General features: G+C 57.8%; 11 protein-coding genes. 6 read left to right on the top strand and 5 right to left on the bottom strand.

Features of this window, described 5'->3' with window-relative positions:
- Window positions 1–49 precede the first annotated feature (49 nt).
- From tssA to tssE, 5 genes are all read left to right on the top strand, one after another.
- Complete coding sequence (gene tssA, locus EDC52_RS02430) at window positions 50–1,651, top strand: type VI secretion system protein TssA (protein WP_131863680.1); 1,602 nt, start codon at window positions 50–52, stop codon at window positions 1,649–1,651.
- A gap of 201 nt (window positions 1,652–1,852) precedes the next feature.
- Complete coding sequence (tssF, locus tag EDC52_RS02425; RefSeq protein ID WP_131863679.1) at window positions 1,853–3,619, top strand: type VI secretion system baseplate subunit TssF; 1,767 nt, start codon at window positions 1,853–1,855, stop codon at window positions 3,617–3,619.
- A complete protein-coding gene (tssG, locus tag EDC52_RS02420) occupies window positions 3,583–4,662 on the top strand; it encodes a type VI secretion system baseplate subunit TssG (RefSeq protein WP_131863678.1) in 1,080 nt (359 codons plus the stop codon). The genes tssF and tssG overlap by 37 nt, the downstream gene beginning before the upstream one ends.
- The gene (gene tssJ, locus EDC52_RS02415) at window positions 4,643–5,179 is read left to right on the top strand and encodes a type VI secretion system lipoprotein TssJ (protein WP_131863677.1); all 537 of its coding nucleotides are present in this window, start codon (window positions 4,643–4,645) and stop codon (window positions 5,177–5,179) included. Before tssG ends, tssJ begins: the two co-directional genes overlap by 20 nt.
- 7 nt (window positions 5,180–5,186) lie before the next feature.
- Window positions 5,187–5,612 carry a type VI secretion system baseplate subunit TssE gene (gene tssE, locus EDC52_RS02410; RefSeq protein WP_131863676.1) on the top strand — a complete coding sequence of 142 codons (426 nt, stop codon included), beginning with the start codon at window positions 5,187–5,189 and terminating at the stop codon, window positions 5,610–5,612.
- Between the two features lie 69 nt (window positions 5,613–5,681).
- On the opposite strand, the gene EDC52_RS02405 is transcribed toward tssE, so the two are convergent.
- The 5 genes from EDC52_RS02405 to frdA form a co-directional block, all read right to left on the bottom strand.
- Window positions 5,682–7,136 (bottom strand): DASS family sodium-coupled anion symporter, encoded by a 1,455-nt coding sequence (locus tag EDC52_RS02405; protein ID WP_131863675.1) that lies wholly within the window; start codon window positions 7,134–7,136, stop codon window positions 5,682–5,684.
- Between the two features lie 131 nt (window positions 7,137–7,267).
- Complete coding sequence (gene frdD / locus EDC52_RS02400) at window positions 7,268–7,627, bottom strand: fumarate reductase subunit FrdD (protein WP_131863674.1); 360 nt, start codon at window positions 7,625–7,627, stop codon at window positions 7,268–7,270.
- Window positions 7,628–7,641: 14 nt separating this feature from the next.
- Window positions 7,642–8,037, bottom strand: a complete 396-nt coding sequence (gene frdC, locus EDC52_RS02395; protein WP_131863673.1) for a fumarate reductase subunit FrdC — start codon at window positions 8,035–8,037, stop codon at window positions 7,642–7,644.
- A 16-nt stretch (window positions 8,038–8,053) separates the two neighbouring features.
- Window positions 8,054–8,788, bottom strand: a complete 735-nt coding sequence (locus tag EDC52_RS02390; RefSeq protein ID WP_131863672.1) for a succinate dehydrogenase/fumarate reductase iron-sulfur subunit — start codon at window positions 8,786–8,788, stop codon at window positions 8,054–8,056.
- Window positions 8,781–10,595 carry a fumarate reductase (quinol) flavoprotein subunit gene (gene frdA / locus EDC52_RS02385; protein ID WP_131863671.1) on the bottom strand — a complete coding sequence of 605 codons (1,815 nt, stop codon included), beginning with the start codon at window positions 10,593–10,595 and terminating at the stop codon, window positions 8,781–8,783. Before frdA ends, EDC52_RS02390 begins: the two co-directional genes overlap by 8 nt.
- 974 nt (window positions 10,596–11,569) lie before the next feature.
- On the opposite strand from frdA, the gene mqo reads away from it, so the two are divergent.
- Window positions 11,570–13,234, top strand: a complete 1,665-nt coding sequence (gene mqo / locus EDC52_RS02380; protein WP_131863670.1) for a malate dehydrogenase (quinone) — start codon at window positions 11,570–11,572, stop codon at window positions 13,232–13,234.
- Window positions 13,235–13,335 lie beyond the last annotated feature (101 nt).

Below are 13,335 nucleotides of genomic sequence, written 5' to 3'. Positions count from 1 at the left end.
CAGTGGCCAGTGACAATGATTACCGGCGTTTTTAGGAGTACCTGAACCGATGCTGCAGCAATTGATTGCCGGCTGTTTTTCTCACCGCGACGTCCTGACCGAAACCCGGCAATGGCTTGGCCGGTTCGACAGCTGGCTGCAACCGATAAGCGCCGATGCGCCGGTAGGTGAAGACCCGGCTTATGACGATGATTTCCAGCGCATGCGCGAGGAGGTCAATAAGCTTACCGGCAGTGATACCGACCTGGTATGCGCCCTGGCGGAAAAACTGCTGACCAGCCGCTGTAAAGATGTGCGGGTCGCCACTTATTACCTGTGGGCCCGGCTGCACCGGGATGGCGAAAACGGGCTGGCGGAGGGGTTGCTGCTGTTGGCCGGGCTGGTGCAGCGGTTTGGCGAATCGCTGCTGCCGGATCGTAAAAACAGCCGCCGGCTGGCGCTCGAATGGCTGTGCGGCGGCAAAGTGCTGGACAGCCTCTATCGGTATCCGGAGGTGTCGCTGCCGGCATTTGAGCACAGCGTCGGCGCCCTGGCGCTGCTGGAGTCGCTATTTGCCGACTGGGACGTCGCCAAACGGCCGAATCTGCAGGGGCTGACCGGGGCGCTGCAGGCGCGTCTGTCGCAGTCGGGCGGCCGAGCGGCGGTAACGCCGGCGCCGGCGGCAGCGCCCACCGCTGCCACGACACCCGCTGCCGCCCAAGGGCATGCGGCGCTGCCGCCGGCCCAGCGCATCCAGTCCGACCGTGACTTGCTGGACCAGGCGCGGGAGCTGTCTCGCTATCTGCGCGACGAGCCGCAAGGCTGGCTGGCCAGCGCCCGGCTGATGCGCAGCCTGCGCTGGGATACCCTGCATCAGCTGCCGTCGCAGGATGCGGCCGGGCGTACCCGGCTGGTGCCGCCGCGCAGCGAGCTGCGCGCCCAGCTGAAGCGGCTGCATTTGCAGCAGCGCTGGACCGAGCTCTTGGAGCAGGTGGAGCGGATGTTCGCCGAAGGGGTGAACCATTTCTGGCTTGATCTGCAGTGGTATGCCTGCCAGGCGTTAAGCAAAGCCGGCCATCCTCAAGAGCTGTGGGCCGATATTATCAAGCGTGATGTGGGCATGTTCCTGGAACGCCTGCCGGAGCTCTCGCTGCAGTGCTATAACGACGGTACGCCGTTCGCCGATGAAACCACCCGCCAGTGGATTGAACTGCATGTGCGCGGCAACCAGGCGGAAGCGCAGCCGGATGTACAGGCGTCGGCTACCGTCGAGGCCAACGACGTGCTGGTCATGGAAAGCGAAGCCTTGGCGATTGCCGCCAGCAGCGGGGTGGACAGCGCCATGGCCTGGATTAGCCAACTGCCCGATATCACTACCGCCCGCAGCCGCTGGCTCCAGCGGCTGCTGATGGCCCGGGTGGCCGAGCAGGGCGGCAAAAGCGACCTGGCCTTGCACCTGCTGCAGGAGCTTAATGCGCCGTCAGTTCCCCTGGCGCTGCAGCACTGGGAACCGGAACTTATGTTTGAAGTGCGGGCCAGGCTGCTGAAAATACTGCGGCTTAAAATGCAGCGCAGCGAGGGCGACAAAGCCCTGCTGGCCCGACATATCGATGAACTGACCGCGGGTCTGGTGGCCATTGATCCGGTCAAGGCCTCGTCGCTGTGCTCCTGAAACGGATACTCCCTTCATCTGTATCTGAGTTCCCAATTTGCGGTTATTAATTTCCTTGTTCGTGAATAAAAATTTCCTATGGTTTGAGATGTTATTTCCCATTACCTGATGATTCTATTTCTTTTTTTAAGATGACAATCTGTTTAGCTGAAGCTTTACCCCTCCTTTAACTGAATCTGTAGACCCTTTGCTGAGGACCGCATGGATGATTTGACCCTTCGCTATTTTGAGGCGGAAATGCGCTATCTCAAAGAAGCGGCAAAAGAATTCGCCCAGGCACATCCAGACCGGGCGGCAATGCTGAACCTGGATAAAGTCGGCGACCGGGACCCTTATGTTGAACGCCTGTTCGAAGGCTTTGCTTTTATGATGGGCCGGCTGCGGGAAAAGCTGGACGATGATTTGCCTGAGCTTACCGAAGGCCTGGTCAGTCTGCTGTGGCCCCATTATCTGCGCACCATTCCGTCGCTGTCGGTGGTGGAGCTGAACCCTGAATTTCGGGACATGAAAGTCAGCGATGTGGTGGCCGAAGGGTTCGAGGTGGTCTCCCGGCCGGTCGGTTCCCGGGGCACCCGCTGCCGCTACCGCACCACCCGGCCGATGACCCTGCGTCCGCTGAACCTCTCCCAGGCGAGTCTGCACAGTGAAGCCGATGGCCGGTCGATTATCCGCCTGCGCTTTGAACTGAGCCCGCTGGCCGATTGGCGGCGGGAAGATTTGAGCCGCCTGCCGCTGTACCTGAACGCCGACGGCCCGGTCAGCTCGGCGCTGCATCTGGCCTTTACCCGGCAAGCGCAGACGATTTACCTGCGTCATCCCGGCATGCAGGGCGAGCGGCGTTTGCTGGACGGCTATTTCTCGCCGCAGGGTTTTGGCGAGCAGGATGTGCTGTGGCCGAAAGGGGATGCCGCATTCAGCGGCTATCAACTGCTGCTGGAGTATTTCACCTTCCGTGAGAAGTTCATGTTTATTGAACTGAACGGACTGGAGCAGGTTGCCTTGCCGGACAACCTGCCGTGGTTTGAGCTGGATGTGGTCTTGAGCGAGGTATGGCCCCATGAACTGCCGTTCAGCCACAGCCATATCCGGCTGCATTGCGTGCCGGTGATTAACCTGTTCAGCCTGGATGCGGATCCGCTGACCATTTCTGGCCTGGAAAATGAATACCTGCTCAGGCCGTTACGGGTGCAGGACGGGCACACTGAAATTTATTCGGTGGATGCTGTTCGCTCCTCCAAACGGGTCAGGGAGCAGGAGTATGTTCCCTTTACCAGTTTTCGCCACCGGGGCGGCATGCTCAGGCACAGCGCGCCGGAACGCTATTACCACACCCGGGTGAAGCGCGGGCCCTCCGGTTTGCACGATACCTGGCTGATTCTCGGCGGCGACGCGTTTGAAGCCGATAAGCAGTTTCCTGACGAAACCCTGTCGCTGCGCATGACCGGCACCAATGGCCAGTTGCCGCGCAAGGCGTTGCGCAGCACCTTGCTTGACAGCGCCCCGCAAACCGCCCAAGTGCCGCTGCGGGTGCAGAATCTGTGCGCGCCGACTCTGCCTTGCTATCCGCCGGCTGAAGACCGGTTCCATTGGCGGGTACTGAGCCATCTGGGCTCGAATTTTCTCAGCATGATGGATAACGCCGAAGTGCTGCGCGGTACCCTGGCGCTCTACGACTGGACCGACAGCGAGATGAACCGGCGCCGGCTGGAGGCGATCGTCGAGGTTAAGCATCATCTGGTGCAGCGCTTCGAACGGGGATTTATGCTGCGCGGCGTCGATATCGAAGTGACCCTGGCCAGCGACGGTTTCAGCGGGGAAGGGGATATCTGCCTGTTTGGTGAGCTACTGAACCGCTTCTTCGCTCTGTATGCCGATATTCATCTGTTCACGCAACTGACGCTTATTTTACAACCAACGGGGAAATGCCTGCGATGGAAAGAGAATCACAGTCAGCGCATACCCGGCTGATTAACACCCTGGCGCCCCGGCTGTCCCAGGCCAATTTTTACCGTTTCTGCCAGTTGCTGGAGGATGTCAGCCCTGACCGACCTGGTCTTGGTACTACCTTGTCGCCCGAGGACGATCCGGTGCGTTTCCGCCCTCATCCGGGGATGGGATTCCCGGCCAGTGAAATCAAAGGGGTAGAGTGGGATGCGGTCAACCCGGCCCTGCCGCCGACGGTGCGCACCACCTTCCTTGGCCTGTACGGGGTAGACTCGCCGCTGCCGACCGGCTATCTGGATGATATTGCCCAGCGCCGGGAGGGCCATGAAGCGGTGGAGCAGTTTCTGGATATCTTCAACCACCGGGTCATGACCCAGTTTTACCGCATCTGGCGCAAATACTCTTATCCGGCCTCGTTTGCCGCCGGCGGCACCGACAACACCTCCCAGTGCCTGCTGGGGCTTATCGGCCTGGGGGTGCCGGGCGCGGCCAGACAAATTTCCACTCCGGTTTCACGTTTCCTGGCGCTGCTCAGCACCATGCGCTTGCCGACGCGCACCGCCGAAGGGGTAACGGCGCTGGTCAAGCTGCTGGCGCCGGCTACCCGGGCAGAGGTACGCGCCCACTATCCCCAACGGGTGGCGGTGGCCGCCCCGGCCAGGCTCGGCAAAGGCAACCCGGTCAGCCTGTCCCAGCGCCAGGTGCTGGGCCGGAGCGCCAGCGATGCCAACAGCCAGCTGCTGCTTATTCTCTATACCGACAGCCATGACGAGGCAATGTCATGGATGGAAAACGGCCAGTTGCATAGCGATCTGCTGGTGCTGCTCAGGGTCTACCTGGGCTGGCGCTGTACTGCCCGGCTGCAGTTGCGCCTGCCCCGGCACTTGCTACCGGCGGCGCGGCTCGGTCGTCAGGTGCAGCTTGGACGCAACGGTATTCTCGGCCCCGGCGCCGGGAACGCTCATTCGGCATGCCCGGAGGACATCTCGGTCACTCTGGGTATTTATCGGGGCCTTAAGCCCAATCCATCCAAACGCGAGGCCATTGATGGCGGTTATCATTTCTAAATCCACTCTGGGTAAAACGGCGGCACCGCTGTTACTGGTGTCATTGCTGAGCGGCTGCGGACTGACGCAGAGCGTGTCGGACGGCACGGTGTCGATGACAAAGTCACTGTTCTACAAAACGATAAAAACCCTGCACCTGGACTTCACCACCCGCAGTACGGTCAATACCGACGACAGTAATGCGCCGCTGGCGACCCTGGTGCGGGTCTATCAACTTAAAGATCGGGCGGCGTTTGATAAGGCCGATTATCAGACCCTGCTGACCCATGCCGCCGAGGTGTTGCAACATGATCTGGTGGCCCAGCGGGATGTGACGGTGATGCCTGGCGGTTCCGCTTCGCTGGATATGCCGCTGGAAGCCGATGCCAGCTATGTTGCGGTGGTCGGGCTGTTTCGTTCGCCGGATATCCAGGGCAACAGCTGGCGGGTGGTGATTGAGCGAGAAGATCTGGACCCGGATAAAGCGCGCACCCTGCAACTGGAAAGCACCGGCCTTAAACTGCTGGCAGAGGACTGAGTCGCTGATGAATCCGTCGCTGTATGAAATGCTGACATTCAATTTTACCGGCGAGCTGGACCTGCATCAGGTCAGTGAACGCCAGCAGGTGGTAATCTCGGTGCTGGATAATATGCAGCGTATCCTGAACAGCCGCGCCGGCTCGCTGGCCCACCTGCCGGACTACGGCCTGCCGGACATGAACCAGATTTTGCAGGGCCTGCCGGCCACTTCGCATCTGCTGATGGCCACTATGCGGGCCACCCTGCTTAAGTACGAACCGCGCATTAAGCAAGTGACCCTGACGCTATTGCCCGAAATCGCCCCTGGCCATTTACGCTATACCCTTGAGGCAGAGCTTAAAGAGGTCGGGCTGGTACGTTTTGGCACCGAGTTCATCCCTGAAGGGCGTGTACTGGTGCGTCATCTGCGTCAGCAGGGCAAGGCTGAATAGCACACCGCTCGCCGTGCGGGGTAACCGCTGGGCGGGCGGTGTTTGACCGCTGTCTGAGGGCGTCCGGCCTCAGTAAAGCCCCAGCAGCCGCCACCACACCAGGCCAACCCCGAGGAAAATCGCCTGGTTAATCAGGCTGACGACAAAGCCGGTGCGCCACCAGACGCCGGTCGGCACATAGCCGGCGCCGAACAGTATCGGTCCGCGGGCGTGCGTATATTGGGTCAGCGAGCAGTAGAGGCTGCTGGTAAACGCCAGCATAAAGGCCATCGGCATGGCCGGAATGCCCAGGTTTACGCCGACCGTCAGGAACACCGCATACAGGGCGGCAATCTGGGCATTGCCGCTGGCAAAGAAGTAGTGGGTATAGAAATAGGCGGCATTCAACAACAGCAGAACCCAGACCCAACTGGTGCCCTGCATCAGATGGCCGATATTATCGCCGATAAGCGTACCGAACCAGGTGGTAAAGCCCAGGTTTTTCAGCTGATTGGCCATCATCAACAGCGCAGCGAACCAGATAAGCGTATCCCAGGCGCCTTTTTCACTCTTCACATCATCCCAGCTCAGCACCCCGGTCAGCAGCAGGAACGACAGGCCGACAAACGACGCGGTGGTCGGATCAACCCCCAGGCTGCCGCCGAAGATCCACAGCACCAGCAACAGCAGCACCGTGGCAAACATCAGCCACTCGGACTTGCTCATCGGGCCGATTTTGGCCAGCTCTGCCGCGGCAAATCGGGGCGCATCGGGGGTTTTTTTTATCTCAGGGCGCACCAGCCAGTATATGCAGGGCGGCACCACCACCAGCGACACCAGGCAGGGCAGCAGCGCCGCCAGAAACCAGCCGAACCAGGTAATGGTCACGCCGGCATTGGCCGCCAATTTAACCGCCAGCAGGTTGCCGGTGTAAGCGGTCATGAACAGGGCGGCGGTAATGTCGTTCACGTTGCCGATACAGACAATCAGGAAGGTGCCTATCTTGCTGCGCGAGGCGTCGTCGGGTTTAGAGCCAAAGCTGCGCGCCAGAGAATCGGCAATCGGATAGATGACCCCGCCGCAGCGGGCGGTATTGCTGGGCATTGCCGGCGACAGCAGCAGATCGGCAAACGCCAGGCCGTAGGCCAGGCCCAGCGTACGCTTGCCCAGCAGCCGGATCATGATAAGCGAAACCCGTCGGCCCAGGCCGGTCTTGATAAAGCCGCGTGCGATAAGGAACGCCACTACAATCAGCCAGATAAGGGAACTGTTCAGATCGCCAAGCGCGGTGGCAATGGCCCCGGCGGCGGTTTTATCGCCGGCGGCATAGGTCAGGGCGAACAGGGTGATACTGATGATACCGATAGCGCCAATCGGCAGCACATTGGCGACGATGGCCACGATGGTGGCGACAAACAGCACGGCGGTATGCCAGGCCGGCTGGGTCAGGCCGGTCGGCGGGGTCAACTGCCACAGGACGGTAGCGATAGCGGTGATTAATACCAATGGCAGCCAGTTAAGGCCATAGGCGGTTTTCAGTTTCATCGATTTTTCCTCCCGTGGCGTAGCGGCAGCGTCGGCTACGCCCGGATGCAACATCATCGCCGCTATCACTGAAAAAACGGCAATGCTCCCCGGCCCGGGACAGTAGACCGGGCCGGAGGAAAAGGCAGTTGTTACAGGGTGACGATGCCGACCAGCGTAACCAGGCTCAGGATGGCCGCCAGGCCGTAACATACCCAGTTGCCGGCGGGCACATGCACTTTCAGGTCATGCATGCAGTGATAGATGCGGTGCAGTCCGCACCACAGCGGCAGACTGATCATCAACAGCAGGAACAGTCGCCCGGGCAGGCTCTGACCAAAGGCCAGCACCCGCTCATAGCTCAGTGCATCGCCGGGAAAGGCGCCCAGCGGCAGTAAAAACCCCACCAGCAAAATCATCACCGGCGTAAAGACCGCCCCCCACATGCCGCCGGCACCGAACAGCCCCCAGAATACCGGCTCGCTTGAACGCTCAGGCTGGCTATTCATCATTTTTATCCCTTACGTTAATAAAAAAAGGCGATGGACAGGATGCCCACCGACGCCACGATAAACACCGCCCACATGGCGGTAATGATCGGTGCCGGCGGCAGTTTTTCGTCCTTCACTACCACAATCGCCGCTTTGGGCACCAGGTCGAACCAGGTTTTGCTGTGCAGCAGCGCCGCCGCCAGGGCGATGAGGTTCAGGGCCAGCACCAGCGGGTTTGCCAGCCAGTCGACAAATCCGGCCCAGTTCTCAGGTCCGTGCTTGAGCGCAAACAAACCATACAGCAGCTCCAGGCTGAACCACACCGCCGGCACGGCGGTGCCCTCGCGCAGCATATAGAAACGGTAGAATCCCAGACGGGTCCACCAGCGGCTATCCATAGTGCGCACATAAGGTTTACGTTGTGTGGTCATTGTTATTGATCTCCGCTCAGTGGGGTTTCAGCATGGCTATCAGGTAATCCTTGCTGCTCTCGATTTTACCGAGCTGGATGGCGGCGGCCGGATCCACATGTTTGGGGCATACTTCGGAGCAGTAGCCGACAAAAGTACAGCTCCAGACGCCGTTTTCGCCGTTCAACTGCGGCATACGCTGCTTTTTGCCGCGATCGCGGTTATCCAGATTGTAACGCTGGGCAAGCGTAATCGCCGCCGGTCCGATAAACTCGGGATTGAGGCCGAACTGCGGGCAGGCGGCATAGCACAGCCCACAGTTGATGCAGCCCGAGAACTGGTGGTACTTGGCCATCTGGGCCGGGGTCTGACGGTTATTGCCTTGGGCGGGCTGGCGATCGTTGCCGATGATATAGGGTTTGATTGCCATCAGGCTTTCGATAAAGTGGGTCATATCAACCACCAGATCGCGTTCGATCGGGAAATGCCCCAGCGCTTCCACCTGCATCCCCGCGGTGTAATCCCGCAAAAATGTTTTGCAGGCCAGCTTCGGCACGCCATTGACCATCATGCCGCAGGAGCCGCAGATCGCCATGCGGCATGACCAGCGATAGCTCAGGTCCGGCGCCAGGTTATCTTTGATATAGCCCAGCGCGTCCAGTAGCGAGGTCTGGGCATCCCAGGGCACCTGGAAATCTTGCAGGTACGGCGCCGGATCCTGTTCTGGGTTATAGCGCATGACCTGAATTGTCAGGGTTGTTTGCTCAGCCATTAGCCGACTCCTCATGCTTTTGCTGCCGGGCGTGGTTATCCTGCGCGGTGGACTCGGCGCCATAGACCCGTTTGGCGGGCGGCAGGGTAGTGATATTCACCGGCGTATAGTCGATACGCGGGGCGCCGCCGTCGCTGGCGCGAAAGGTCAGGGTATGTTTCAGGTAATTCACATCGTCACGGGCGGTACAGCCCTCGTCCAGCCGCTGGTGGGCCCCGCGGGACTCCCGGCGATGAAACGCGGCATGGGCCATGCACTCGGCCACCTCCAGACCATGGCCCAGTTCGATGGCGTACAGTAAATCAGTATTGAATACGCTGGCGTGGTCAGTGATTTTTACCCGCTTAAAGCGTTCCTTCAGTTCCGCCAAGGTATCCATGGTCTGCTGCATCAGTTCCGGCGTGCGGTAGATGCCGCAGCCTTCCTCCATCGACAGGCCCATGGCATCACGCAGGGTTGACCACTTTTCAGTGCCCTCCTGATTCATCAGACTGTGCAGACGCGTTTCGACATCCCGCGCCTGGCTGTCCACCACGGTGCTGCTGGCGGCGCTGGCCCCCTGCGCGCGCTCGGCTGCCTGTTCACCGGCCAGGCGGCCGAACACCACCAGTTCAGCCAACGAGTTTGAACCCAGCCGGTTGGCGCCGTGCAGACCGACCGAAGAACATTCGCCAACCGCATAAAGCCCGGCGATGCGGGTTTCACAGCGGGCATCGGTTTCAATCCCGCCCATGGTGTAATGGGCGGTAGGGCGCACCGGAATCGGCTGTTTAACCGGATCGACACCGACATAGGCTTTGGCCAGTTCACAGATAAACGGCAACCGTTCCAGCAATTTCTCTTCACCCAAATGGCGCAGGTCCAGATACACCACGTCGCCGCGCGGCGTGGCCACCGTCCGACCGGCGCGCCATTCATGCCAGAATGCCTGGGACAGTTTGTCCCGCGGCCCCAGCTCCATATATTTGTTTTCCGGTTTGCCCAGTGGCGTTTCAGGGCCCATGCCGTAATCCTGCAGGTAGCGATAGCCGTCCTTATTGACCATGATGCCGCCTTCGCCGCGACAGCCTTCGGTAATCAGGATGCCGGAGCCGGGCAGGCCGGTAGGGTGGTATTGAACAAACTCCATATCCCGCAGTGGAATACCGTGCTTCAGGGCGATACCCATGCCGTCGCCGGTGACGATGCCGCCGTTGGTATTATAGCGATAGACCCGACCGGCACCGCCGGTGGCCATGATCACCGCCTTGGCACGGATCTGGACCAGGCTGCCTTCCATCATATTCATCGCCACCAGTCCGCGGGCCTGACCCTCGTCGACCAGGATATCCAGTACAAAGTGCTCGTCGAAGCGTTTGATATTGGGATACTTGAGCGAGGTCTGAAACAGCGTATGCAGGATATGGAAACCGGTTTTGTCGGCAGCGAACCAGGTTCGCTCGATTTTCATGCCGCCGAAGCGCCTGACATTGATGCTGCCGTCGGGCTTGCGACTCCATGGACAGCCCCAGAGTTCCAGTTGGGTCATCTCTGCAGGACAGTGGCGGACAAAATGATCAACGACGTCCTGCTCGCAAAGCCAGTCGCCGCCGGATACGGTGTCATGGAAATGGGAATCAAAAGAATCGGTGGACTGGGTGACCGCCGCTGAACCGCCTTCTGCCGCCACGGTGTGGCTGCGCATCGGATAGACTTTTGATACCAGGGCTATCGTCAGCAGGGGATTTTTTTCAGCCGCAGCGATGGCCGCGCGCAATCCGGCTCCCCCGGCGCCGATAATAGCAATATCAGCATTGAATGTGTGCACTGCATTTCTCCAGTGTCCGCTGAGCCGGCTATATATCTGTGCTTTCTGGCCGGTCAGGTAAAGGGTTAACGCATGCCTGCTTATCGAGGGGGTTGCTGTTTGCCATCGGGGCAAACGACTATTCCCGCGCATCTCAGACATTGCATCCAGTTTTGTAATTAAAAAAATTAAAAAAACTAAATAAATTAGAATTGGCTTTAAACATTATCACGACGGCCACAGGGTGAATATTTCAAATTATTCAACAGAACGACGGCCGTTAACATTAAAATTGTCATGTCTCTATAGTATGCGATTAGGGATAAATATCGGCTTGATATGGATCAATGAAAAGGAATGCGTTTTTTCTGTTGAATCGATATAGACCTATGTGCATCACGATAAAAAGAAGCATAGCCCGTATGACGTAATGAATTTTTAGCAATAAGTATTATAAAATCAATGAGGTAGTTCGTCTAGTTTGTTGCTGAATCTCTGGGATAACGCGGTGGTAATAAACGGTGGGTACAGTTGGAACAGGCGTTATTAGACAGAAAATATAACAATTTCATAGAAATTAGTCAGGTAAATATATTAGTGAAAGTTTGTAGATAACATGAAAATTATGATCGGTATCACAATGGACATCTAATATATTTATTCTCGCTATCGGCTAGCGTAGCACAGCCACTGGATCGTTGTATTTTTTCCTACGGCGAACGCCTGATCATCAGGCATATTCCGGTTAAAAACGCCATTTGGCGTCAAAAACAGCGTAAACCCCATGATACCCGTGAGTTACCAATTATAACTTTTATAATATATAAAGTTAAATTTTTTTTAAAATTAATAATTATGATGTTATATTAATGATTGAAAATCGCCGATGAATTTACACCGTGGGAACGTCAAGTTGCCTACGGCAACATGACGATCTTTGACATGTAATGGGTCATTAATGCCCTTGTTTTACGACATCATAGAGACGTAATGTAATGAAAAAGCTAGTTGTCCTCGCCCTTTGTCTGAACGCATTGGTGCTGACCAATCCTGCCGTGGCTGAAGAACAGAAGCCAGTAGATGTGCTATTGATAGGCGGTGGAATCATGAGCGCCACGCTTGGGACCTATCTGCAAGAATTGGAACCTGAGTGGACCATCAATATGGTCGAACGTCAGAGCGGCGTCGCCGAAGAGAGTTCCAATGGCTGGAACAATGCGGGTACCGGCCACTCGGCGCTGGCGGAAATGAACTATACGCCGGAAAAAAACGATGGTTCCATCGACATTTCCAAAGCGGTAGAAGTGAACGAAAGTTTCCAGATTTCTCGTCAGTTCTGGTCCTATCAGGTAGAAAATAACGTCCTGCGCAATCCGCATTCTTTTATCAATAGCGTGCCGCACATGAGCTTTGTCTGGGGCGATGATAACGTCGACTTCTTGCGTAAACGCCATGCGGCCCTGCAGCAGAGCACCCTGTTTCGCGGCATGGATTACTCCGAAGATCCGGAACAAATAAAAAAATGGGTTCCGCTGATCATGGAAGGACGCGATCCGGCGCAGAAGGTGGCCGCTACCCGTATTCATATCGGTACTGATGTGAACTTTGGCGAAATTACCCATCAATTGGTGGACTCGCTGAAAAGCCATGACACCTTCCGTCTTGATCTGAATACCGAGGTTCGTGACCTGAAGCGCGCTGATGACGGTAGCTGGAACGTGACGGTTGCCGATCTGAAAAACGGTAAAAAAGAACGTAACATCAACGCCCGCTTCGTATTTATCGGTGCCGGCGGCGCGTCACTGACCCTGCTGCAAAAATCCGGTATTCCGGAAGCGAAAGGCTATGGTGGTTTCCCGGTCGGCGGTGAGTTCCTGGTGACCGACAATCAACAGGTCGTCAAACGCCATCTGGCGAAAGTCTATGGCAAGGCCTCGGTTGGCTCGCCGCCGATGTCGGTACCGCATCTGGACACCCGCATGCTGGACGGCAAGCAAGTGCTGCTGTTCGGGCCGTTCGCCACCTTTTCCAGCAAATTCCTCAAACAGGGATCGCTGTGGGACCTGTTCGGATCGGTAACGTTCTCCAATATCCTGCCGATGACCGATGTGGGCGTGGAAAACTTTGGTCTGGTCAGGTATCTGATAAGCCAGATGATGCTGAACGATGACGATCGCTTCAATGCGCTGAAAGAATATGTCCCCGAGGCCCGTAAAGAAGACTGGCGTCTGGTGATTGCCGGCCAGCGTGTGCAGATCATCAAGAAAGAGGGCGCCGTCAGCGGAGAGCTGCGTCTGGGCACTGAAATGGTCATCGATAAGCAGGGCACCATCGCCGCTCTGCTGGGTGCTTCACCGGGCGCGTCTACTGCGGCACCGATCATGCTGCAACTGATGGAAACGGTGTTCAAGGATAAATACGCGACCCCCGAGTGGCAGGCTAAACTGAAGGCGATCATTCCTTCCTATGGTCAAAAGCTTAACGGTAACGTTGAAGCCACTGAGAATGAGCTTGAAGCCACCAGCCGAGTGTTGCAGCTGGAAAACCCCCATGTCGATCCCGGCACGGTAGCCCCTCACGCCGCCAAGGCGGTGGAAGCTGAAAAGCAGGCCGCACCGGCAGGCAAACACCAGCCACAACCGGCCGATCTGGCGATTTGATAAGCGGCGGTTATCTGCAGCCAATGGCCGCAATGGCCGCAATGGCCGCAATGCCCGCAATGCCCGCAATGCCCACAATACCCTCAAAACCCGCCAAATGG

Source organism: Biostraticola tofi, assembly GCF_004343195.1.
In the GTDB taxonomy this organism is placed as follows: domain Bacteria; phylum Pseudomonadota; class Gammaproteobacteria; order Enterobacterales; family Enterobacteriaceae; genus Biostraticola; species Biostraticola tofi.
The sequence above is the reverse complement of the archived record's forward strand: the minus strand, read 5'-3'. Positions and strand labels throughout refer to the sequence as shown.

Bases quoted from the DNA above. Each gene is read 5' to 3' on its own strand.
- tssJ (WP_131863677.1), top strand. From the start codon at position 4,643: ATGGCGGTTATCATTTCTAAATCCACTCTGGGTAAAACGGCGGCACCG.
- tssF (WP_131863679.1), top strand. From the start codon at position 1,853: ATGGATGATTTGACCCTTCGCTATTTTGAGGCGGAAATGCGCTATCTC.
- frdC (WP_131863673.1), bottom strand. From the start codon at position 8,037: ATGACCACACAACGTAAACCTTATGTGCGCACTATGGATAGCCGCTGG.
- EDC52_RS02405 (WP_131863675.1), bottom strand. From the start codon at position 7,136: ATGAAACTGAAAACCGCCTATGGCCTTAACTGGCTGCCATTGGTATTA.
- mqo (WP_131863670.1), top strand. From the start codon at position 11,570: ATGAAAAAGCTAGTTGTCCTCGCCCTTTGTCTGAACGCATTGGTGCTG.
- tssG (WP_131863678.1), top strand. From the start codon at position 3,583: ATGGAAAGAGAATCACAGTCAGCGCATACCCGGCTGATTAACACCCTG.
- tssE (WP_131863676.1), top strand. From the start codon at position 5,187: ATGAATCCGTCGCTGTATGAAATGCTGACATTCAATTTTACCGGCGAG.
- EDC52_RS02390 (WP_131863672.1), bottom strand. From the start codon at position 8,788: ATGGCTGAGCAAACAACCCTGACAATTCAGGTCATGCGCTATAACCCA.
- tssA (WP_131863680.1), top strand. From the start codon at position 50: ATGCTGCAGCAATTGATTGCCGGCTGTTTTTCTCACCGCGACGTCCTG.
- frdD (WP_131863674.1), bottom strand. From the start codon at position 7,627: ATGATGAATAGCCAGCCTGAGCGTTCAAGCGAGCCGGTATTCTGGGGG.